The 22,626-nt window shown below is 42.1% G+C and carries 25 protein-coding genes; 16 read left to right on the plus strand and 9 right to left on the minus strand.

Annotation, left to right across the window (positions count from 1 at the left end):
* The first annotated feature begins 195 nt into the window (after positions 1-195).
* From pdhA to lpdA, 4 genes are all read left to right on the plus strand, one after another.
* Positions 196-1,311, plus strand: coding sequence for a pyruvate dehydrogenase (acetyl-transferring) E1 component subunit alpha (gene pdhA / locus CDO84_RS06920; protein ID WP_003222294.1), 1,116 nt, complete (start codon positions 196-198; stop codon positions 1,309-1,311).
* Positions 1,312-1,314: 3 nt separating this feature from the next.
* Positions 1,315-2,292 carry a pyruvate dehydrogenase complex E1 component subunit beta gene (pdhB, locus tag CDO84_RS06925; RefSeq protein ID WP_014113660.1) on the plus strand — a complete coding sequence of 326 codons (978 nt, stop codon included), beginning with the start codon at positions 1,315-1,317 and terminating at the stop codon, positions 2,290-2,292.
* A gap of 112 nt (positions 2,293-2,404) precedes the next feature.
* Positions 2,405-3,733, plus strand: coding sequence for a pyruvate dehydrogenase complex dihydrolipoyllysine-residue acetyltransferase (gene pdhC, locus CDO84_RS06930; protein ID WP_014663833.1), 1,329 nt, complete (start codon positions 2,405-2,407; stop codon positions 3,731-3,733).
* A 4-nt stretch (positions 3,734-3,737) separates the two neighbouring features.
* Positions 3,738-5,150 carry a dihydrolipoyl dehydrogenase gene (lpdA, locus tag CDO84_RS06935; protein WP_014663834.1) on the plus strand — a complete coding sequence of 471 codons (1,413 nt, stop codon included), beginning with the start codon at positions 3,738-3,740 and terminating at the stop codon, positions 5,148-5,150.
* Between the two features lie 45 nt (positions 5,151-5,195).
* On the opposite strand, the gene slp is transcribed toward lpdA, so the two are convergent.
* Complete coding sequence (gene slp, locus CDO84_RS06940; protein WP_040083253.1) at positions 5,196-5,570, minus strand: peptidoglycan-associated lipoprotein Slp; 375 nt, start codon at positions 5,568-5,570, stop codon at positions 5,196-5,198.
* 413 nt (positions 5,571-5,983) lie between these two features.
* On the opposite strand from slp, the gene CDO84_RS06945 reads away from it, so the two are divergent.
* Complete coding sequence (locus CDO84_RS06945) at positions 5,984-6,103, plus strand: GapA-binding peptide SR1P (RefSeq protein WP_003232305.1); 120 nt, start codon at positions 5,984-5,986, stop codon at positions 6,101-6,103.
* Positions 6,104-6,141: 38 nt separating this feature from the next.
* Here the strand turns inward: CDO84_RS06945 and speA are convergent, their stop codons facing one another.
* Positions 6,142-7,614 (minus strand): arginine decarboxylase, encoded by a 1,473-nt coding sequence (speA, locus tag CDO84_RS06950; protein WP_040083252.1) that lies wholly within the window; start codon positions 7,612-7,614, stop codon positions 6,142-6,144.
* A gap of 184 nt (positions 7,615-7,798) precedes the next feature.
* Here speA and CDO84_RS06955 point away from each other — a divergent pair, with 184 nt between their 5' ends.
* Positions 7,799-8,065, plus strand: coding sequence for a UPF0223 family protein (locus CDO84_RS06955; RefSeq protein WP_014663837.1), 267 nt, complete (start codon positions 7,799-7,801; stop codon positions 8,063-8,065).
* Between the two features lie 32 nt (positions 8,066-8,097).
* On the opposite strand, the gene CDO84_RS06960 is transcribed toward CDO84_RS06955, so the two are convergent.
* Positions 8,098-8,736 carry a YktB family protein gene (locus CDO84_RS06960; RefSeq protein ID WP_014663838.1) on the minus strand — a complete coding sequence of 213 codons (639 nt, stop codon included), beginning with the start codon at positions 8,734-8,736 and terminating at the stop codon, positions 8,098-8,100.
* Between the two features lie 239 nt (positions 8,737-8,975).
* On the opposite strand from CDO84_RS06960, the gene CDO84_RS06965 reads away from it, so the two are divergent.
* The 3 genes from CDO84_RS06965 to CDO84_RS06975 all read left to right on the plus strand — a co-directional run bounded on the left by CDO84_RS06965 (position 8,976) and on the right by CDO84_RS06975 (position 10,541).
* Positions 8,976-9,164: a hypothetical protein gene (locus CDO84_RS06965; protein WP_009967148.1), complete on the plus strand. Its 189-nt coding sequence runs from the start codon at positions 8,976-8,978 to the stop codon at positions 9,162-9,164.
* A gap of 137 nt (positions 9,165-9,301) precedes the next feature.
* Positions 9,302-10,099 (plus strand): inositol-1-monophosphatase, encoded by a 798-nt coding sequence (gene suhB / locus CDO84_RS06970; protein WP_014663839.1) that lies wholly within the window; start codon positions 9,302-9,304, stop codon positions 10,097-10,099.
* Complete coding sequence (locus CDO84_RS06975) at positions 10,086-10,541, plus strand: GNAT family N-acetyltransferase (RefSeq protein WP_014663840.1); 456 nt, start codon at positions 10,086-10,088, stop codon at positions 10,539-10,541. The genes suhB and CDO84_RS06975 overlap by 14 nt, the downstream gene beginning before the upstream one ends.
* Before the next feature lie 61 nt (positions 10,542-10,602).
* Here CDO84_RS06975 and CDO84_RS06980 read toward each other — a convergent pair whose 3' ends face one another.
* Positions 10,603-11,517, minus strand: a complete 915-nt coding sequence (locus CDO84_RS06980) for a class I SAM-dependent methyltransferase (RefSeq protein ID WP_040083251.1) — start codon at positions 11,515-11,517, stop codon at positions 10,603-10,605.
* 350 nt (positions 11,518-11,867) lie between these two features.
* On the minus strand, positions 11,868-13,433 hold the full coding sequence (nprE, locus tag CDO84_RS06985; protein WP_040083250.1) for a neutral metalloprotease NprE: 1,566 nt from the start codon (positions 13,431-13,433) through the stop codon (positions 11,868-11,870).
* Between the two features lie 286 nt (positions 13,434-13,719).
* On the opposite strand from nprE, the gene CDO84_RS06990 reads away from it, so the two are divergent.
* From CDO84_RS06990 to CDO84_RS07005, 4 genes are read left to right on the plus strand one after another with little or no spacing between them, the layout of a single operon-like run.
* A complete protein-coding gene (locus CDO84_RS06990) occupies positions 13,720-15,660 on the plus strand; it encodes a hypothetical protein (protein ID WP_082033014.1) in 1,941 nt (646 codons plus the stop codon).
* Complete coding sequence (locus CDO84_RS06995) at positions 15,650-15,919, plus strand: hypothetical protein (protein WP_040083248.1); 270 nt, start codon at positions 15,650-15,652, stop codon at positions 15,917-15,919. The genes CDO84_RS06990 and CDO84_RS06995 overlap by 11 nt, the downstream gene beginning before the upstream one ends.
* Positions 15,919-16,440, plus strand: coding sequence for an RNA polymerase sigma factor YlaC (gene ylaC, locus CDO84_RS07000; protein WP_040083799.1), 522 nt, complete (start codon positions 15,919-15,921; stop codon positions 16,438-16,440). Before CDO84_RS06995 ends, ylaC begins: the two co-directional genes overlap by 1 nt.
* Positions 16,437-16,730 (plus strand): anti-sigma factor family protein, encoded by a 294-nt coding sequence (locus CDO84_RS07005; RefSeq protein ID WP_040083247.1) that lies wholly within the window; start codon positions 16,437-16,439, stop codon positions 16,728-16,730. Before ylaC ends, CDO84_RS07005 begins: the two co-directional genes overlap by 4 nt.
* 38 nt (positions 16,731-16,768) lie before the next feature.
* Here the strand turns inward: CDO84_RS07005 and CDO84_RS07010 are convergent, their stop codons facing one another.
* Entirely contained in the window at positions 16,769-17,380 is a 612-nt protein-coding gene (locus CDO84_RS07010) for a hypothetical protein (RefSeq protein WP_040083246.1), read from the minus strand.
* A 273-nt stretch (positions 17,381-17,653) separates the two neighbouring features.
* Positions 17,654-17,842: a YlaF family protein gene (locus tag CDO84_RS07015; protein WP_040083245.1), complete on the minus strand. Its 189-nt coding sequence runs from the start codon at positions 17,840-17,842 to the stop codon at positions 17,654-17,656.
* 112 nt (positions 17,843-17,954) lie between these two features.
* On the opposite strand from CDO84_RS07015, the gene typA reads away from it, so the two are divergent.
* Both typA and CDO84_RS07025 read left to right on the plus strand, forming a co-directional pair.
* Positions 17,955-19,793 carry a translational GTPase TypA gene (gene typA, locus CDO84_RS07020; protein WP_003232278.1) on the plus strand — a complete coding sequence of 613 codons (1,839 nt, stop codon included), beginning with the start codon at positions 17,955-17,957 and terminating at the stop codon, positions 19,791-19,793.
* A gap of 56 nt (positions 19,794-19,849) precedes the next feature.
* A complete protein-coding gene (locus CDO84_RS07025) occupies positions 19,850-20,167 on the plus strand; it encodes a YlaH-like family protein (RefSeq protein ID WP_040083244.1) in 318 nt (105 codons plus the stop codon).
* Between the two features lie 53 nt (positions 20,168-20,220).
* Here the strand turns inward: CDO84_RS07025 and CDO84_RS07030 are convergent, their stop codons facing one another.
* Complete coding sequence (locus tag CDO84_RS07030) at positions 20,221-20,430, minus strand: YlaI family protein (protein WP_003232271.1); 210 nt, start codon at positions 20,428-20,430, stop codon at positions 20,221-20,223.
* Positions 20,431-20,512: 82 nt separating this feature from the next.
* Positions 20,513-21,142, minus strand: a complete 630-nt coding sequence (locus tag CDO84_RS07035) for a YhcN/YlaJ family sporulation lipoprotein (protein WP_040083243.1) — start codon at positions 21,140-21,142, stop codon at positions 20,513-20,515.
* A gap of 153 nt (positions 21,143-21,295) precedes the next feature.
* Between CDO84_RS07035 and CDO84_RS07040 the strand changes: the two genes are divergently transcribed.
* The gene (locus CDO84_RS07040; protein ID WP_040083242.1) at positions 21,296-22,624 is read left to right on the plus strand and encodes a PhoH family protein; all 1,329 of its coding nucleotides are present in this window, start codon (positions 21,296-21,298) and stop codon (positions 22,622-22,624) included.
* The last annotated feature ends 2 nt before the right edge of the window (positions 22,625-22,626 follow it).

A 22,626-nucleotide genomic window follows, 5' to 3' on the forward strand; every position in this document is an offset into this window, starting at 1 on the left:
TATTAGTTTTTTACAACTTCGAAATAATACAGTTCAAAGCAGAGTGTAACTATCCTACATAAAAGGTTTTGGCAAACTGGGGATCGGCTAAAATATATACGACTTACTGCTGATACTTTAGGGTACCCTAAGTTTGTATGTATAAAGGAATGCACGTCTAATGACTGTTTAAAAGAAAGGAAGAGGTGACTTAGTATGGCTGCAAAAACGAAAAAAGCTATCGTTGACAGTAAGAAGCAATTTGATGCCATTAAAAAGCAGTTCGAAACGTTCCAAATTTTAAATGAAAAGGGAGAAGTCGTGAATGAAGCGGCGATGCCTGATTTAACTGATGATCAATTAAAAGAGCTAATGCGCCGCATGGTATTTACGCGTGTGCTTGATCAGCGCTCTATCTCATTAAACCGTCAAGGACGTCTCGGATTTTACGCTCCTACTGCGGGTCAAGAAGCTTCTCAGATTGCAACGCATTTCGCGCTTGAAAAAGAAGACTTTGTTCTTCCTGGATACCGTGATGTGCCTCAGTTAATTTGGCACGGCCTTCCATTATATCAAGCGTTTCTTTTCTCTCGCGGACATTTCAGAGGAAACCAAATGCCTGATGATGTGAATGCCCTTTCTCCACAAATCATTATCGGTGCTCAATACATTCAAACTGCCGGTGTTGCGCTAGGTCTTAAAAAACGCGGTAAGAAAGCTGTCGCAATCACTTACACTGGTGACGGCGGAGCTTCTCAAGGGGACTTCTACGAAGGAATTAACTTTGCCGGCGCTTATAAAGCACCTGCAATCTTCGTGGTACAAAACAACCGTTACGCGATTTCAACTCCTGTTGAAAAACAATCTGCAGCTGAAACAATTGCACAAAAAGCTGTAGCTGCCGGTATTGTTGGCGTACAAGTAGACGGAATGGATCCGCTTGCTGTATACGCAGCAACTGCTGAAGCACGTGAGCGCGCAATCAACGGCGAAGGTCCGACACTAATTGAAACACTTACATTCCGTTATGGCCCGCACACAATGGCTGGTGACGATCCTACTAAATATCGTACAAAAGAAATCGAAAATGAGTGGGAGCAAAAAGATCCGCTTGTACGCTTCCGTGCGTTCCTTGAAAACAAAGGCTTATGGTCTGAAGAAGAAGAAGCAAAAGTAATTGAGGATGCGAAAGAAGAAATTAAGCAAGCGATCAAAAAAGCTGATGCTGAACCGAAGCAAAAAGTAACTGATTTAATGAAAATCATGTACGAAAAAATGCCTCACAACCTTGAGGAGCAATTTGAAATTTATACACAGAAGGAGTCGAAGTAAGCCATGGCGCAAATGACAATGATTCAAGCAATCACGGATGCGTTACGCACAGAACTGAAAAATGACGAAAATGTCTTAGTTTTCGGAGAAGACGTTGGTGTAAACGGCGGCGTATTCCGTGCGACAGAAGGATTGCAAAAAGAATTCGGTGAAGACCGTGTGTTTGACACGCCACTTGCTGAATCTGGTATCGGCGGTCTTGCCCTTGGTTTAGGCTTAAACGGCTTCCGTCCGGTAATGGAAATCCAATTCTTCGGATTTGTTTACGAAGTAATGGATTCAGTTTCCGGCCAAATGGCTCGTATGCGCTACCGTTCTGGCGGACGCTGGACTTCACCTGTAACAATTCGTTCTCCATTCGGCGGCGGTGTTCATACGCCTGAACTTCACGCTGACAGCTTAGAAGGTCTTGTTGCACAACAGCCTGGTATCAAAGTTGTTATTCCATCAACTCCTTACGATGCCAAAGGACTTTTAATTTCTGCGATCAGAGACAACGATCCTGTTGTTTTCTTAGAGCACATGAAGCTTTACCGTTCTTTCCGTCAGGAAGTTCCTGAAGAAGAATACACAATTGAGCTTGGAAAAGCTGACGTGAAACGTGAAGGTACTGATCTTTCAATCATCACTTACGGCGCAATGGTTCATGAATCATTAAAAGCTGCTGAGGAGCTTGAAAAAGACGGCATTTCTGCTGAAGTTGTCGACCTTCGTACTGTAAGCCCGCTTGATATCGATACAATCATCGCATCTGTAGAAAAAACAGGACGCGCGATTGTCGTTCAAGAGGCGCAAAAACAAGCCGGTATTGCTGCAAACGTAGTAGCAGAAATTAATGACCGTGCAATCTTGAGCTTGGAAGCACCTGTACTTCGCGTAGCTGCGCCTGATACAGTATTTCCTTTCTCTCAAGCTGAGAGCGTATGGCTTCCAAACCATAAAGACGTTCTTGAAACAGCAAGAAAAGTACTTGAATTTTAATCAAACTGCATAATCAAGAGGGAAGATGACGTTTTCCCTCTATTATATATCTGTTTTCAATGCTTACGATGTAACTTTAAAATTGCTTAATCAAACTAGGAGGTCGAGAACTGTGGCATTTGAATTTAAACTTCCAGATATCGGGGAAGGTATCCACGAAGGCGAAATCGTAAAATGGTTTGTCAAGCCTAACGACGAGGTAGACGAAGATGATGTACTGGCTGAAGTCCAAAATGATAAAGCAGTAGTAGAAATTCCTTCACCTGTTAAAGGAAAAGTATTAGAATTAAAAGTTGAAGAGGGAACGGTTGCAACTGTTGGACAAACGATCATTACGTTTGATGCACCTGGTTACGAAGATCTTCAATTTAAAGGCAGCGATGAGTCTGACGAAGCGAAAACTGAAGCACAAGTTCAGTCAACTGCAGAAGCTGGACAAGACGTTGCGAAAGAAGAGCAAGCTAAAGAGCCTGCAAAAGCTACTGGTGCAGGACAGCAAGACCAAGCTGAAGTTGACCCGAACAAACGCGTGATCGCTATGCCTTCTGTACGCAAATATGCTCGTGAAAAAGGCGTAGACATCCGTAAAGTAACTGGTTCTGGCAACAACGGACGTGTTGTCAAAGAGGATATCGACAGCTTTGTAAACGGAGGAGCGCAAGAAGCTGCGCCGCAAGAAACGGCTGCACCACAAGAAACAGCTGCTAAACCGGCTGCTGCACCAGCTCCTGAGGGCGAATTCCCAGAAACACGCGAAAAAATGAGCGGTATCCGTAAAGCAATTGCGAAAGCGATGGTTAACTCTAAGCACACTGCTCCTCACGTAACGTTAATGGACGAAGTGGACGTAACAAACCTTGTTGCACATCGTAAACAGTTCAAACAAGTTGCTGCTGATCAAGGAATCAAGCTGACTTACTTGCCTTACGTTGTAAAAGCTCTTACATCTGCACTGAAAAAATTCCCTGTTTTAAACACGTCAATTGACGATAAAACAGATGAAGTTATCCAAAAACATTACTTCAACATCGGTATCGCTGCTGACACTGAAAAAGGCTTGCTTGTACCGGTTGTGAAAAATGCAGATCGTAAATCTGTCTTTGAAATTTCTGATGAAATCAATGGCCTTGCAACAAAAGCTCGTGAAGGCAAGCTTGCTCCAGCTGAAATGAAAGGCGCATCTTGCACAATTACAAACATCGGTTCTGCCGGCGGACAATGGTTCACTCCGGTTATCAACCATCCAGAAGTTGCGATTCTTGGTATCGGACGCATTGCAGAAAAAGCGATTGTTCGTGATGGCGAAATCGTAGCAGCTCCAGTCTTAGCTCTTTCTCTCAGCTTCGACCACCGTATGATCGACGGAGCAACTGCGCAAAATGCATTAAATCACATCAAGCGTTTACTGAACGATCCACAATTAATTTTAATGGAGGCGTAATGTTATGGTAGTAGGAGATTTCCCTATTGAAACAGATACTCTTGTAATTGGTGCGGGACCTGGCGGCTATGTAGCTGCCATCCGCGCTGCACAGCTTGGACAAAAAGTAACAGTCGTTGAAAAAGCAACTCTTGGAGGCGTTTGTCTGAACGTTGGATGTATCCCTTCAAAAGCGCTGATCAACGCAGGTCACCGTTATGAGAATGCAAAGCATTCTGATGACATGGGAATCACTGCTGAGAACGTAACAGTTGATTTCACAAAAGTTCAAGAATGGAAAGCTTCTGTTGTCAACAAACTTACTGGCGGTGTAGCAGGTCTTCTTAAAGGAAACAAAGTAGATGTTGTAAAAGGTGAAGCTTACTTTGTAGACAGCAATTCAGTTCGTGTGATGGATGAGAACTCTGCTCAAACATACACGTTCAAAAACGCAATCATTGCTACTGGTTCTCGTCCTATCGAATTGCCAAACTTCAAATATAGTGAGCGTGTCCTGAATTCAACAGGCGCTTTAGCTCTTAAAGAAATTCCTAAAAAGCTTGTTGTTATCGGTGGCGGATACATCGGTACTGAGCTTGGAACTGCGTATGCTAACTTCGGTACTGAGCTTGTTATTCTTGAAGGCGGAGAAGAAATTCTTCCTGGCTTCGAAAAACAAATGAGTTCTCTTGTTACACGCAGACTGAAGAAAAAAGGAAACGTTGAAATCCATACAAATGCGATGGCTAAAGGCGTTGAAGAAAGACCAGACGGCGTAACAGTTACTTTCGAAGTAAAAGGCGAAGAAAAAACGGTTGATGCTGATTACGTATTGATTACAGTAGGACGCCGTCCAAACACTGATGAGCTTGGTCTTGAGCAAGTCGGTATTGAAATGACAGACCGCGGTGTCGTGAAAACTGACAAACAGTGCCGCACAAACGTACCTAACATTTATGCAATCGGTGATATCATCGAAGGACCGCCGCTTGCTCATAAAGCATCTTACGAAGGTAAAATCGCTGCAGAAGCTATCGCTGGAGAGCCTGCAGAAATCGATTACCTTGGTATTCCTGCGGTTGTTTTCTCTGAGCCTGAACTTGCATCAGTTGGTTACACTGAAGCACAGGCGAAAGAAGAAGGTCTTGACATTGTTGCTGCTAAATTCCCATTTGCAGCAAACGGACGCGCGCTTTCTCTTAACGAAACAGACGGCTTCATGAAGCTGATCACTCGTAAAGAAGACGGTCTTGTGATCGGTGCGCAAATCGCCGGAGCAAGTGCTTCTGATATGATCTCTGAATTAAGCTTAGCGATCGAAGGCGGCATGACTGCTGAAGATATCGCGATGACAATTCACGCTCACCCAACATTGGGCGAAATCACAATGGAAGCAGCTGAAGTGGCAATCGGAAGTCCGATCCATATCGTAAAATAAATTGAACATCAAAAACAGCCCTCGCTCAAAGCGGGGCTGTTTTTTTTATTTTGACAGCACGTGCTGTAATGGTTTAATGATGTCTTCTTTCTTTTTCACACATCCCTCGATTTTCACCACGACATGGCGCTGATCAACAACCATAAGGGTAGGGACAGTTTCAATCTCATCTTCCCAGCCTTCTTTTTTATCATAAACCTTCATTTTATCTATTTGCTCGGGGTAATCTTTTTCTAGATCAAGCAGTGCGTCGTAATAAGGCGCTTCTTGGTCTATTTGGTTCTCATCAGAAAAAAACAGGATTTGTGTATGATGAATGTTGTCAATCCGGCTTTTTTTCATCGGATTGATGGTGGAAAGCGTACAGCCCGATAAAGCAAGTACTATTATCAGCATGGGGAATACCGCGCGATATCGCATCTATCTTCTCCTCTGTATAAACAGTAGTTAACTAGCTTTAGTTTATCACGAGAGGCGGCTTAAACTGCTTCTTGTTACCTAATTGTTATATAATTGAAACCGTTTTTAAAGTGAGATTACATATGATATCAATCGTTTCAAATAGCAACCTAGGGGTATATTGAATTTATTGCTGCATTCTTTAATGAAAGTTCAAGAAAACGTGAAATTACCTTATGTGTTGCGGCATATATATCGGATAAAGCTGCTGTATGAATAAGAAATTGTAAAAATGAAAAAACACGATGTATATGATGAATTAAAATTAAATGTGTTATACAGTTTATTGTTGACATTTTAAATGTGTCATATTAATATAATAACAACAAAAGAAATTAAGCGTTTTCAAATTTCAAAGAAATGGGGAATAAGAGATGGGAACGATTGTTTGTCAAGATTGCAACGAAGCCATTCATTACTTTGAAGATGAGAAAGTGACAACATTATACGGAACATGCTGCGGACAATGCCAATGTCCTGTTGATGAAGAGTAATAAAAGCATGCGGCTTTAAGCCGCATGCTTTTTATTTTTTATTGAATTGCTTTTTGCTCTTTGATGACCCGGATCATATGTAAAGTCGAGTCCTCGGGTCCTTGAACAGGGAGGCCTGCGTCAAGGTTTTTAAAAATGTAGCTGATGTTTTCTTCTGTAATAATTTCTCCTGGAATGAAGATTGGAATACCAGGCGGATATACCATGACAAATTCAGCGATAATCCGTCCGGATGCTTCTTTCAATGGGATGACTTCCGTATTTGCATAGAAAGCATCACGCGGAGTCATTGCCAATAAAGGTATTTCCGGAAGCAATACCTCAGTTTGCTGATGTGTGACATCTTTTTCTGACATTTGCTGTGCTATGCCTGTTAAAGCCTCTACAAGCCGGTCTGCATCATTTTGGCTGTCACCAGGAGTGAAAATACACAAAATATTGTACAGATCAGAAAGCTCAACCTCAATATTAAAGGATTCACGAAGCCATTTTTCAACGTCATGTCCTGTCAGGCCAAGATTTTTAACAGAGATAATCAATTTTGTCGGATCATAGCTGTAAGCTGCTTTCGAACCAAGAATTTCAGAACCGACACAATAAATGCCTTCAATCTGGTTGAGGCGACCTCTCGTCTGATTGGCAAGCTTGAGTGTCTCCTCAGCAAGCTTGCGGCCTTCTGTTGCAAGGCGTTTTCTGGCAACATCCAAAGAAGCGAGAAGCAAGTAAGAAGTTGACGTCGTTGTCAGCATGCTCAGGATGGATTGCACTCGGTCTTTAGATACAAGGCCCTCTCTCATGTTTAAAATCGAACTTTGCGTGAGTGATCCGCCCAGCTTGTGTACACTTGTCGCTGCGATATCAGCTCCTGCCTGCATGGCCGATAGCGGCAATTCGTCGTGAAAGTGAATGTGAACGCCGTGTGCTTCATCCACAAGCACTGGCACATCAAACGAATGAGCGAGTTCCACAATGCTTTTTAAGTCGGCTGCAACCCCGAAATATGTCGGGTTGATGACAAGAAGCCCTTTTGCATCAGGATGTTCGGTAAGCGCCCGTTTTGCAGATTCAAGTGTAATGCCGTGCGAGATGCCCAATTCATTGTCAATTTCAGGATGAATAAAAATTGGAACTGCTCCGGAAAATACAATAGCTGTCATAATTGATTTATGAACATTTCTTGGAATAATAATTTTATCGCCAGGTCCGCAAACAGCCATTACCATTGTCATAATGGCGCCGCTTGTTCCTTGAACAGAAAAAAATGTGTGATCCGCGCCAAATGCTTCAGCAGCAAGATCCTGTGCTTGTTTAATAATGCCTTTAGGCGCGTGCAGATCGTCTAATGGCTCAATATTAATTAAATCTATGCTTAACGCGTTTTCACCGATGAATTGTCTGAATTCCGGGTCCATTCCTGCCCCTTTTTTATGGCCGGGAATGTGGAATTGAACAGGCTGTCTGCTTGCATGCTTTTTCAGTCCTGTATATAAGGGTGTTTCATGTTGCGACAATTGTTTTCCCACCTTTGTAATCATACCTATGCATAATAGTGTGTATTAAAATCAGTTTCTCAACCGTTTTTTAGACGTAAAACAAATGAATTATATTATGAACTTGAAAGAATGTAAAGAACAATTTATGATCTAATGAAGATGCTTTCTCTTAAAGGAAGTAATTTTATAAGGAGTGAAGAAAATGGAGTACCAATATCCGATGAATGAAGACTGGACAACCGAAGAAGCAGTGGATGTGATTGCATTTTTCCAGCAGGTTGAGCTTGCATATGAAAAAGGGGCAGACCGCGAAGAACTGCTTAAAGCTTACCGCCGTTTCAAGGAAATTGTGCCGGGGAAGGCAGAGGAAAAAAAGCTATGCGGCGAGTTTGAGGAACAAAGTACATATTCTCCATATCGCACGGTCAAACAGGCGAGAGAATCTGATCAGGCGAAGATTAAGATGTAGGAAAAAGAGCCGGGGGATAGCCCGGCTCTTTTTTATGCTTGTGATACTTTTTGGGTGAGACGGTATAGAAAAGCAAGCTGCTTAAAGGCGTCGTCGATATGCTGAAGGAATTCCTGGTTATTCATATTCAATACTTCTTCTTTTTGAAGCTGTATGCCGCATAACAGCTCGGCTTTCTTTACAGTCTGCAAACGCTCAAACAGAGTCTTCAGCTGCTCCTTGTCCATTTCAGACTGTTTATGTACTCCCGGTTTTGTGTGATCCGCGGACCAAACGAAGCTGTCAGGAATATTTTTCGTAATGGTTTCCTGATTTGCTTCAAGCAATTTGCCGTATTCTTCTTTGATAGGGGATTCATAAATAATTGCGAACCACACAAAGACGTGGCTTTCCCATAAACCAATCTGGAAATGCGGCAGTTTTTTATAGCCTCTTTTGCTGTTTGCAAACGCCACCCAGCTGTCAGCAGGGGGATTGACAGATCTTCTTGCGTGCTTTGCCACATGCGGAAACATTTCATCTCCGGTTAATGCTGTTAAAGTCGGGGCAAAATGTTCGCCTAGAGCTGTAAGCTTGGGGCGGACCGTCTCTTTTAATACCTCCATGCGCGCGTCTAAGCCTTCTATTGTAAATGTATTAAAGTCTTCTTCAGTGAAACGCATTTGTGTCATGATTTTCCTCCTTCATGCTAAGTATACATATTTTATCACAGTTCATACGAGCTTCAAAAAGATTGAGCGCGTTTGAAGTAAGGGGAAATGTGGTAATAAACGAATAGGTAAACACACAATTTTCAGAATCATGTTGCGCGTAAATAGAACAATCATACGATATAAGAAGTAATCATTGTTGAATGGCAAAATGGGATGCTTTCTTACAAACAAATGATCTCTGGAAGGGGCGAAAGACAATGAGGCAAGTTGTAAAAGAGGGATTTAAGGAAGAGAAAAACAATCGTGTTGCTGTCTGGAGACTAGAGGTTGATTATGAATTGGCAACCCTATATGAAGCAATGCAAAAAGAAAATGAAGAGCAGATTGAACAAAGCAAAAACAAACTTGAGCGACTTAGAAAAGAATGGATTCGTCTTAACGGGTAAAAAGCGATAGTGAAAACGAACCGCATGAATGGTTCGTTTTTACATGAGAAGGGATATTTTTCATTTTCCTTGCTTTTTCACCGCCGTTATCAGTATCCTATAAAATAAAGGTCTACATAGAAGAGAGGTACGCACGAATGACAAATTGGACGGAAATTGATGAGATTGCAAAAAAATGGATAAGAGAAGCAGGCGCGAGAATAAAACAATCTATGCATGAAAGCCTGACAATTGAAACGAAATCAAATCCGAATGATTTAGTCACCAATATTGACAAAGAAACCGAAAAGTTTTTCATTGATCGAATTCAAGAAACGTTTCCGGGACACCGCATACTCGGTGAAGAAGGGCAAGGAGACAAACTCCACTCACTGGAGGGAGTCGTCTGGATTATCGACCCGATTGATGGGACGATGAATTTTGTGCACCAGCAAAGAAATTTTGCGATTTCAATTGGGATTTTTGAAAACGGTGAAGGAAAAATCGGTTTAATTTATGATGTGGTGCACGATGAGCTGTATCACGCATTTAGCGGCAGAGGAGCTTACATGAATGAAACGAAGCTGGCTCCTTTAAAAGAAACCGTCATTGAAGAAGCGATTCTTGCCATTAATGCAACATGGGTAACGGAAAACAGAAGAATTGATCAAAATGTGTTAGCGCCACTTGTGAAAAGAGTCAGAGGCACACGCTCCTACGGTTCTGCCGCTTTAGAGCTGGCAAATGTCGCGGCAGGAAGGATAGATGCTTACATCACAATGCGGCTTGCGCCATGGGATTATGCAGCAGGCTGTGTGCTGTTAAATGAAGTAGGGGGCATCTATACGACCATCGAAGGATCGGCGTTTACCTTTTTAGAAAACCACAGTGTGCTAGCCGGTAACCCATCTATACATAAAACGATATTTGAAGAGTATCTTCATGCTGGGAAGTAGGCCATTTGAGCAGGATGATCTCAGCTTATTAGAAAAGCTCGCGGAGGCTCATCCTGTATGGAGAGAGGAGGAGTTTGGGGATAAAAATGCAGAAGACTATATCATCTCCTACTCCATGTACAACGGGTCATGGCTTGTGTGGGAAAAAGACGGTCTGCCTGTTGCCGTCAGCTATCATCTCGAATGGTCTCCTTCAAACGGTAAGCCGTGGCTCGGAACGGTGCTGATTGACCCGGCTGAAGAAAAAAAGGGATATGCGAAGGTGATCATTGAACAGATCAGCAAATTGCTTAGAGCGAAACATAAAGCGATGTTTGCGGGTGTTCCCATTGAGCGCAGGGAATGGATATTGTTTTTAAGCCAATGCGGTTTTGAACAGCTGAAAACGGAAAAAGATGAGAAAGGCAAATCATTTATGATCCTGGTGAAGCCTTTAGCATAAGCTGCGTGCGGGTACCATCAAAAGCCTCTCAAGCATTGAGAGGCTTTTGATGATTTAAAAATTATTTTTTTACCGCATGAATATAATGAATCGTTTCAAATGCTGACAAATTGTCTTTTCGATTGCCGAAGAAATGGTCATTAATGTCGTCTGGTGATAGATGTTCATAGATCAGTAAACCAGATGATGCTAACAGGTATTCAATCTCCTGATAAGCGAAACATGATTTCATCGGTTCTCCGCCTGCGGCAGCCATTTTCACCATATGTTCCACTCGATTCGATGTTCCTTTTGCTGTAAAGAGTGTTTCGTCCGCATAATCAAAAACAATAGAGCTTCCAGCCGGGACATGAGAAAATAAATTGCTGATGAGGCTCGCAATTTCTTCATGCGTTAAATAATAAGTCACTCCCAGAAGACTGAAAAATGTTTTTGTGTTCTCAAATCCGTTTTCTATGAGAGGTTCATATGAAAACGTGTTGCTAAAATCCATAGGAACTAAATGAAGATGACCCGGAATTGCCAGATTTGCATCCTTTAGCTTATTTTTTTTGAATTGCTGTGTAGCTGGATGATCCACTTCGAAAACCTGTAAGCTGTTTTCTAATTCTGGATGCCGGAAACAGAAAGTATCCAGTCCTGCTCCAAGAATGACATACTGTTTTGCTCCCAGCATTAATTCGTTGTGCAAAACTTTTTCACAATAAGATGCACGTGCCAGGGGCGTGGGCGACAGCTGGATTTGTACAACCCATTTTAATATTTTTTCAGGATCATTTTGAAGACGTTCGGCGATCTCTTTGTTGAAAAACGATATTCCTTGAATCATATTTTCACTGATATTTGCAAACTCTTTTTCATTAATGAGTTCTTTTGCCATAAAATCATCAAAAATAAGAGGGGTGTCATATCGGCTGTGATATGCACGGGCAAAAGCTGAAACCAAAGACGTTAAGCTGGACTCATTGTTCCGCATGAAATGATCCTCCCACAAAAAAATAAGATTCCCCTGGCCAGGAGAATCTTATTATACACACAAATATATTAATAGTAAATTTTAGCATAAATAAATTTTTTTGTCAATGTTTTTGCTCTTTACTGGACGCGCAATCTTCACATAACAAGTGTCGCTAGAAGAATTTCTCTATCAATTTTGTGCGTTGAATCAGGGAGGATCGACTGCTGCTTTCCCTATGCTGCACACTTGCGGCTGTTTTTTGTAAATTGGAAGCGGTTTCTGATCTTTTAACATCATCCTTTCATGCTGAAGAGAGAATGAATACATGTAACAAAAAAAGCCTGAGGGATCTCAGGCTTTTCCTAATATTATAATCCAACAGCATTCCAGGCTGCTTCAACTTTAGAGGCATCAGTAGAGCCGTAAAGGTCACGGGCGGACTGAATGAGAGCTGCCTTGGCATCTTTGAACGTTGAAGAAGGCGTGAGGTACGTTGTTAACGCACGGTAATAGATTTGCTGTGATTTAGATACACCAAGCTTTGTAATTGTGTTGTAAGCGGCTTTGTTTGGGATTCCGCTGTTTGTGTGTACGCCACCGTAATCGCCTTCATCTGTGTTTGGAAGGTTTTGATAATCGGCGTAATTATCAGGCTGATCGTATTTTGTCGGATTGGACAGGCTGCGGAGAGCAGGCTGGCTGACTGTAATGTCTTCACCGATGTCCCAGTCCTCTGTATCGTTAAAGTAACCGAATACGTCAGAGAATGATTCGTTTAGTGCTCCCGGCTGATTTTCATAAATCAAGTTGGCCGTTTCTTGAGTGACGCCATGAGTCATTTCATGTGCAGTCACATCTAATGAACCGGAAAGCGGAGAGAAGAATGAACCATCGCCGTCACCGTAAATCATTTGGTCTCCTATCCAGGCAGCATTGTTGTACTTAGTGCCATAATGAACGGAAGAAACAATTTTACTGCCTTTGTTATCATAGCTGTTTCGTTTAAAGTTTGAATAAAAATAATCGTACACTTTTCCGAGGTTATAGTGTGCGTCAACGGCTGCCCGCTGTGATGAAGAAGTAAATGTTTTCGTTGTGCTTGAGACGAGCGTGCCCGGAAGGCGGCTTTGTCTGTTTTGTAAGTCATATGTGATGATTTGGGTGCCTGTTGGTTTTGAAAGATCTCTTAGAACGTATTTTCCGCTTTCATAAGAGATGTTCAAAGGAACAGTTGCTCCCTTTAGAGTTGTTCCGCTTCCAGTGGCGGCGGCATGTTCTACTTTATTTTGCTGTTTTAAAATGCTGCCTGTTTCGGCGTCAACTAAGACTTCCCAGTTTGCAGGTTCAGGCTCGACATAGCGAATCGTCACGTCGTAAGCAAGACGATAGCTGCCGTCCTTTGTTTCTACAGCTTTTAATTCAGCTTTATCGCTGTTTTTGGCCGCTCCGTTAGAGACAGCGTCTGGTGATTTGCCGATAGCTTTGAAAGCAAGTGCCAGTGCTTTTTCAGAGGAGACTTTTTGGCTGTTTTCTGTTTTGGCAGCAGATTGATTGTGTAATTCACCATTGATCGCATAGACATTGTCGGATTTATCGACGTGAACGATCACTTGCGAATCTTTAATCGGCACTCCGTTAACGACAGGCGCATATCGGAAGTGCTTGTACCCAAGAGCATCAGTCGTGCTTTCAACAAGCTTCAGCCTTTTGGCAGGATCACCTTTAAAAATGTTGCTGTTCTTTTTCAAAAATTGTTTGACAGCCTTGTCATTTGGTGCAGTTAGTTCTGATTGAGCAATTGCGTTTTTGGAGAGGAAATTTGTTTGATTCTCTTTAAGCTGATGACCTTCAGCAGCCTGAACACCAGGAAGGCTGATGGACAAACTCATAAACGAAGCAGCGACAGCAACAGACAATTTCTTACCTAAACCCACAATGAATCCCCCTTTTTGAAAATACTGAAAAATCTTTATATTGTTATATTAAACTAGCATTCTGGAATACTCAACAAAAACTAACATAACTAGACAAAATTGATAGTATTGTCCTGTGTTTGTTTTTGTTGAATAATATCAAGATGAGTCAAGTGTCATGTGATGGTTCATTCAAGAGTTCTGTTTTTTACATATCAAGGGGAAGATGAGATATTTTTGTTTCATCTTGAAACTTTTTGAAAAGTCCGCTGTCTAACCGAATGAGGCCTTAATAAGAAGTAAAGGATTGTTGTTCGTGTTGGAGTTATTCAGTCATTATGTATTGCATTTCGAACGTTATTTTATATTAAGCAGACAAAGCACCTTGCTGATTCAATGGTCAATTGTTGTTCTGGCGGGCTTATATCTATTGGTGCATCATCCCAACATCAACCGGTACCGCACAATGTTCTTAGCGGGTGTTATATTGCGGATTGTGCTGCTGGCAGAGGTGTCTGTTGAACTCATTCACCAGGTGGAATCAACAAACTTCACGAGCGTGTACTTAAGAGAGGACGGAAATGAACTGCTGCCGCTGCTGCATTTTTTGTTATACGGATATGTGCTGCTGACGGCTTTTCACTATATGCTGATGCCTCGTGATCATGGCGGAAAGGGTAAGTTTTATACGTTCGACCTTGCCGTTGTCAGTTTGCCAATCATACAAATGATTTTTAGTTTCTTTTCGTATTGGAAGGAATACCCGGATGGGATGGAGCCGTTTGCATTCGTGTTTCTGTTTTTCATCATCACTCTTCCCATTGTGTTGAATGTAGTGTTTTTCAAGCTGTTTTGGAGAAAGAATAAGATCTTACTAGGTTTATTTTATACGTTGATTATCGGACTGCTTGTCTTGCTGCTTGCGCCATATCCCAATCAAATCTCAAAAGATTATGGTGCAGTAATGCCATATACGATTTATTTGACAATGGCGGGATTTTTGATGAGCTATCATCTGTTCCAAAAGTCAGGAAAGGTTTATGTGCGTGTGAATAAGTGGCTGCCGATGGCTGTCATGGTGTTTTTTGTCCTTCTCTTAAATCCGATATATAACATAGCAACGGCTGCTTTCTCTGTATCAAAACCGATAAATGTCCATGATTCATTCAATTTTGTCGGGGAGCACATTTCATCAGAAAAAGCGGAACAGATACTAAAGTCATTTTTTCCTACGGATGAAACACTTTATTTGCACGATACGAACATGGATGTGCATTATTTCTACTCATTTGAAAGCAAGAGTTATAAAGCTGAGGTAGATGAAGTATCGCAGCTGATTCGTAATTATGAATACTTACAAAAAGCGCATGGGAAAAAGCTAACGAATCAGGAGTACAAGCGGAAGTCCATCGCTTTCCTTGAGCGACACGGACGTGTGTTACATAAGGATCATATCGAAACAAAGGTATCTAATGAGGACGGCCAGACAGTCGTACGTATATACCTGAAAAACCGACTTCATAAAAAAGATCATGCTGATGATGGCGCGGTATTTTATTGGGAAAAGGAAACCTTAATGGGTTTTAGTGAAGATCCTTCGATTTATCAGCTTGACTCTCTATTGCATGTTCATATAACAGAACAAGACATTCACGACAAAGTGGAACAAATGTTTACAGCGCTGAACATATCAAAACAGCCTTATCAGATCACTGGTATTGAAAGCGACAGCCTGCTCGGAAGCATGGTGCGTGTTGAAACAAAAGATGGAATTATATTGGAATTTGATGGAGAATCCGGTAGTTTACACAGTCTCTCGATTCCAATGAAAAAGGAAATTTCACTGACTAACAGCCGGCTGCAGCGGCAGGTATTAACGGTCTTCGATGCTGATGTATCAAAAATGAAGAAAAAAAGCAGGAAGAGTGACTTGGTAATGTATACTGATTCTTCTAAAACATATGAGTTTTTTGAAGATCAAGGTCAGCTAAACGTTTATGTATACAGCGATACACCTGATCAGGCATTCCCATATACGTATCGTAATGGAACATTGGCTTACGAAAAAGTAGCTTCTCTATATCAGGGTGTCATTTACAAAAAGCGTATGCGTCCGATTATCGTTCAAAGAGGGGATGAACGGCATTATGCATGGCTGATCATTATTCAGCCGTTTGGTTCAAATCGCCATGATGCCTATGTAGTGGATGGAGAAACACAAGAGGTGAAAAGTCTTTATGAATCATAAAGAAAAAGAGTCCGTTTTTTTAGACTTATACGACCTGTATAAAGAAGGAGAGTTAGAGGATGAATCAATGGAATGGATGAAACAGCATGAGTCCCTATTTGAAAAGAATGCGGAGGATTTAAAGAGTAGAACTTGTTTAAAGAGAAGCCCTGGTGCTGAGGAAGAAAGCCAAATGAGATATATGAAAGTATACCTGTCTTCCATGTATATCTGTTTCATTTTATTGGCCATTTGGATGACGGTGTGGTTTTACTTTTAATGAAGCATAGGGATTCCATTGAGGACTTGTATCGGCAGTATTATCAAGAAATTTTAAATTATTTATTCAGAAGGACTCATCACCTTGAAACAGCCAAGGACTTAGCGCAAGACACGTTTGTGAAAGCTCTTAACGGTCTGGCCTCGTTTAGGGGGCATTCTTCCATCAGAACATGGCTCTACACCATTGCCCATCACACCTTTATCAATTGGTACCGCAGGGATGTCAAATACCAATTTACTGATATCAGCAAAAATGAAGGGTTAACGCAAACAACTTATGAGCAGCCTGAACAGTATCTGTCACGGACGGTAAAAAGCGAAACGCTGCGGCAGGAGCTCATGAAGTTAAAAGATCAGCATCAATCCGTTTTGATTTTAAGAGAATTCCAAGAGCTTTCTTATGAAGAAATCGCTGAGATATTAGGATGGAGTCTTTCTAAGGTGAAAACCACATTGCACCGGGCTAGATTAGAGCTGAAGAAAAACATGACGAAAAGGAAAGAGGAGGGGCGGATATGACGTGCTTTCTAGTAAGAGACCTGCTTCCTCTGTATCTTGAGGGTGATTGTAAAAGAGAAACGGAACACATCATAGAAGAGCATTTAAAAATATGCAGCGACTGCAGAGATATGTATGACACGATGGCTGAGCCATTTGAATTGGAAAGTGAGCAGGCTGTTGAGGAGGCTTTTCTGCCGGAAGAAGAAATGCGTTTTAAACAGAGGTACTATGGTTTACTGATCATAAAAGCTGCCTGCTGGTTTGGAGCGGCATTTGCCGTGATGCTGATCATCAAACTGCTGATATAAAGCAAAGCGCTTGTCCGTCTGACAAGCGCTTTTTTAGATTAAGCCTGGGGATGAATCATATCGTAGATAGCGGCAAGCTGTTCTTGTGACAGGGCACTGAAGAGTTTTTCATAAACGTCAGCTTGCATTGGCGTTGCGCCTGCTTGTACCGCTGCATCTTTATCATAGCTGTATACATCATCTTGCAGCACAATGGCTGCTTGAAGAATGTGAATCTTTAAGGAAACAGCGGAGAAAAATTGTTCAAGTGCAAGTGCTTCTTTTTCTGTGAAGCCAAGTTCAACTGCTTTTTCTGTATCGAATTTATAATCTCCATCCTCGAGATACACACATTGTGAAACAATGCTGAAAAATTCTGATGTCGATTCCCACAATTTTGAGATGACTTGAGCCTCTTCTTTTGTCATTCCTAACTCGACAGCTTTTTCGCTGTCGAAATAATATACACCGTCTTGTTCGTATATACACTGATTTAGAATATCAATAAATGCATTGATATCTTCGTTTGTGACTGTCTGATGCTGAACATAAACATCAGTGTGATCAGCCGGTGTTTTTGCGCTGGCTGCATCAGGGCCGAACGTTAATAGAGCAGCTGAGGTCATTGCGGCAGTCGTTAGCATCGCTTTTTTTACAAATGTGTTCTTCATGTTTCTTCTCTCCCTTTTATGAATTGTGCTACAAATTCCATTATAGGGAGTGATTACCGGTGGAGAAATAGGCGCTATGGTATTTTATGTGTATCGTTGTCGAACTACTTTTTGAAGGCTGCGTGTGTGATCGTTAGAACGATTGTCTATGTATGAAGGATGATTTGCTTCTTCCTGACTAAGAAACAGGGGAGATAAGGCTTAAAGAAATGAAAAAACACCGCTTTCTTTGCGGTGTTTTTTGATTACAATGTCGCCGGCGGGGCAATGCTTTTAATCAAGCAAACCCTGTTCGCGCATTTTCTTTTTCAATGTAAATCCGCCGCCCATAACGGCGCAAACAAGTACAATGCTGGCGATAATGCCAATAGCGCTTTTTTCAGCGATAAAGACGCCGATCAGCATAATGCTGAAAACCGCTGCAAATGCAAATAATAGTAAAAGCCAATTCGTTTTTTTCATATTTTCCATCCCCTTTTACGTCTTATATTAAGTTTACTGAAAAACGTGACGCTTTTAAAGAGGATGTGTGGTATAATATGAAAGTTATCTAATTTTTTTAGGAGATGAAAAAGTGAAACTTCGAAATGATCTTCGCAACATCGCGATTATTGCCCACGTTGACCATGGGAAAACGACTTTAGTCGATCAGCTTTTACATCAGGCTGGAACGTTCCGTGCCAACGAACAGGTTGCTGAACGCGCAATGGACTCTAATGATCTTGAACGCGAACGCGGCATTACAATTTTGGCGAAAAATACTGCGATTAACTATAAAGATACACGTATCAATATTTTGGACACCCCTGGACACGCAGACTTTGGGGGAGAAGTAGAACGGATTATGAAAATGGTTGACGGCGTAGTGCTTGTCGTTGACGCATATGAAGGCTGTATGCCTCAAACTCGGTTCGTTCTGAAAAAAGCTCTTGAGCAAAACCTGAACCCGGTTGTTGTTGTAAACAAAATTGACCGTGACTTTGCCCGTCCTGAGGAAGTAATCGATGAAGTTCTTGATCTGTTCATTGAGCTTGATGCCAATGAAGAGCAGCTCGAGTTCCCAGTAGTATATGCTTCCGCGATTAATGGAACAGCGAGTCTTGATCCGAAACAACAGGATGAAAACATGGAAGCTTTATATGAAACAATTATTAAGCATGTTCCGGCACCTGTTGATAATGCAGAGGAGCCGCTTCAATTCCAAGTTGCCCTTCTTGACTACAACGACTATGTAGGCCGTATCGGAATCGGACGCGTATTCCGCGGCACGATGAAAGTCGGACAGCAGGTTTCTCTTATGAAGCTTGACGGAACGGCTAAGTCATTCCGTGTAACAAAGATTTTTGGTTTCCAAGGCTTAAAGCGTGTGGAAATTGAAGAAGCAAAAGCGGGAGACCTCGTTGCGGTATCCGGGATGGAAGATATCAACGTTGGTGAAACGGTATGCCCTGTAGACCATCAAGATCCGCTTCCGGTGCTTCGCATTGATGAGCCGACACTTCAAATGACATTTGTCGTGAATAATAGTCCGTTTGCAGGCCGTGAAGGCAAATATGTAACGGCTCGTAAAATCGAAGAGCGTCTTCAATCACAGCTTCAGACGGATGTGAGCTTGCGTGTAGAGCCAACAGCTTCACCTGATGCTTGGGTTGTCTCCGGACGCGGTGAGCTGCACTTGTCAATTTTAATTGAAAATATGCGCCGTGAGGGTTATGAGCTTCAAGTGTCAAAACCTGAAGTTATCATCAAAGAAATTGACGGCGTACGCTGTGAGCCTGTTGAGCGTGTGCAAATTGATGTGCCTGAAGAGCATACTGGCTCTGTCATGGAATCAATGGGAGCACGCAAAGGCGAAATGGTTGATATGATCAACAATGGAAACGGCCAAGTCCGTCTCATCTTTACAGTTCCTTCCCGCGGATTGATCGGTTACTCTACTGAGTTCCTATCATTAACACGCGGATTCGGTATTCTGAACCATACGTTTGACAGCTACCAGCCGATGCAGGCGGGCCAAGTCGGCGGACGCCGTCAAGGTGTGCTTGTGTCAATGGAAAACGGAAAAGCGACATCTTATGGTATTCAAGGAATTGAAGACCGCGGTGTTATCTTCGTTGAGCCGGGAACTGAAGTATACGAAGGAATGATCGTTGGAGAGCATAATCGTGACAATGACCTTGTTGTTAACGTCAGCAAAATGAAACAGCAAACAAACGTCCGCTCTGCGACAAAGGATCAGACAACTACAATTAAAAAAGCGCGCATCATGTCTCTTGAGGAGTCTCTAGAGTACTTAAACGAAGATGAATATTGTGAAGTAACACCTGAATCCATCCGTTTAAGAAAGAAAATCCTCAATAAGAATGAACGTGAAAAAGCGGCTAAAAAGAAAAAAACAGCAGGATTGTCTTAAGCTCGTGCAGAATTTGAAAAGATAGAACCCGTACGTTTACAGGGGAGGGAATCTTTTTGAATGACGTAAGCGAACGCCTGTCGTTCTTCGCCGCTCTATATCAAGTAGACCGGCAGCCTGCGGCAGGCATGTGGCTGCTGTACGGCACGATTTTTGTGTTGGCCGTTATTGTATTTAAGCTTGGATTTGCTAAACGGCTTCCTGTGTTAAAATCAGCGTTGGTGTATGTATTTCTTGCTTTAGGCTGCACTGTTTTGACTTTTTTAGGAGTGTTTTTGCCCGTGGCAGAAGGATTGGTCGTCGCTGCGCTGATTTTAATCATTTACAAAATTCGGCTGTATCAGTCGAAAAAGGGACAGTCTGCAAAATCATAAAAGACTCAGCTTTCAGCTGAGTCTTTTTTTGTTCTGTATGTTAAGCGGCCGCTTTATTTTTTGACTTTTTCTTTTTTCTGCTGTCCCGGGTGAAACGTAAATTTTCCCGTTTTCAGCCGTTCTTCTGTTTTTTTGGCAATCCGATCGTGGCATTCCTGGCACATATATGTATGGATCGGGCGGTTTCGAAGCCGTTTCGCGATCAGGGTATCATCATCAATTGTTTCAATTTTATCGCAAATAGAACATTTGACCCTCATCATATCACCTCTTTCACTAACATGTATTATAGCACGGATCAGAAGCTGTCCAAAATAAGAAAAAGCTAAAGCGCAAGGCTATAGCTTAATCATTGTTGTTCTTTTTCATATGATGATCAGATTGATCGTTTTGTTCCTTCTCCATTTCCTGCTGCTGTTTTCTATTTAATTGATCATTTTGCTGCTTTGTTTGCGGCTCGTCTTCATTGTCAATCACATCGTTAGGCACTTCGGGAAGCACTCTGCCGACAATTGCAGCTAATTCATCCAGTATGCCTGTTACCGGATGGCCCTCACTGATTTCTCTGCTCATTTCACGCAGGCGGCTGACCGTATCGGGATCTGCAATAACAACTGCGTTGGCACCATATCGATCATTTTTTAGAGCCTGTGCTACAGAGTATTTGATGGTTTCCACTTTGCTTCTGTCCAAAGTGTCATCGACATCAATCCCAACAACAGCATAACCTCCCAGCACAACAGCTGTTGCATCCTTGACGTCGGGGTTTCTATCAGCAACGCTGACCAGATGCTTGGCTATATCCGCTCTAGTTCCATTGTCTTTTGTTTCCTGAGTTGTGTCCTTTACATGAATCGGTTTAGTCTCCTGCTGTTTTGTTGATTCCTTTTCAACATTCTGGTCCTGTTTACCTTGTTGATAGGCACAAGCGGACAGAATAAGCGTCAGCTGTATGATAATGAAAAGAATTCGCACTTGCGGGTCCCTCCTTGAAATGCTTTCATTAATTTTATTGTTGAATTAACCTTCTATCTTTATGCACAAAAACATATATTTTAGCAGGCATTCACCTTTTTCATCAAAAGAGAAGCAGGAAGAACTTTGACCCTTATATCAGGAGGCTGAGACTTGAGTAAAATTTATGTGTTAGATACGAATGTGTTATTACAGGATCCTAACGCGATATTTTCTTTTGAAGAAAACGAGGTTGTCATCCCTGCTGTCGTATTAGAAGAGGTTGATTCAAAAAAACGGTATATGGACGAAGTTGGGAGGAATGCAAGGCACGTATCTAAGCTGATCGATGCGCTAAGGCAAAAAGGCAGGCTGCATGAGCATGTGCCGCTTGACACTGGCGGCACACTGAGAATTGAACTGAATCATCGTTCGTTTCACCAGCTGCAAGAGATCTTTATTGAAAAGACGAACGATAATCGCATATTAGCTGTGGCGAAAAACCTAAGCCTAGAGGAAGAAACAAAGGAAAATGGCAGGCCGGTTATCCTCGTGAGCAAGGACGTACTTGTTAGGGTTAAAGCGGACGCAATTGGACTTCTTGCCGAAGATTTCTTAAATGACAGGGTTGTGGACAATAATGAAATGTACAGCGGCTATAAAGATATATATATCAGCCAGCAGCTGTTCAGCTCTTTTTACGGGAAAAACCAAATTTCAGTAAACGATGTGAAGCAGCATGCGTTTTATCCGAATCAATTTGCTTTAATGAAGGATGAGCTGGGAGGGTCCTCCTCGGCTGTCGGGATTGCAGATAAAACCGGAACGGTATTAAAAAGACTCGTATTTGATGATGAACATATATGGGGGATCAGGCCGAAAAATGTGCAGCAGACAATGGCGTTAGAGCTTTTGCTGCGGGAAGATATTCCGCTTGTTACCCTGATCGGAAAAGCAGGGACCGGCAAGACGCTCTTAGCCTTGGCGGCAGGGCTATTACAGACAGAAGACTTGGGGATATATAAAAAGCTGGTCGTCGCAAGGCCAATTGTACCTGTTGGCAAAGACATCGGGTATTTGCCAGGCGAAAAAGAGGAAAAGCTAAAGCCTTGGATGCAGCCGATTTTTGACAACTTGGAGTTTCTGTTCAATGCGAAAAAACCAGGGGAGCTTGAGGCTATTTTGGCGGGAATTGGCTCAATTCAGGTAGAGGCGCTGACTTATATCAGAGGGAGAAGCATTCCAGATCAATTTATTATCATTGATGAAGCGCAAAATTTGACCAGGCATGAGGTAAAAACATTGCTAACGAGGGTCGGTGAGGGCAGTAAAATAGTCTTAATGGGCGATCCTGAACAAATTGATCACCCATATTTAGACAGTCTGAACAATGGTTTGGCCTATGTGGTCGAGCGGTTTAAAGGACAACCCATCTCAGGCAGCGTGAAGCTGTTAAAAGGTGAGAGATCAGGTCTCGCCCAGCTTGCCGCTGACTTGCTGTAACA

It is taken from the genome of Bacillus sp. MD-5 (assembly GCF_002201875.1).
Classification (GTDB): Bacteria; Bacillota; Bacilli; order Bacillales; family Bacillaceae; genus Bacillus; species Bacillus stercoris.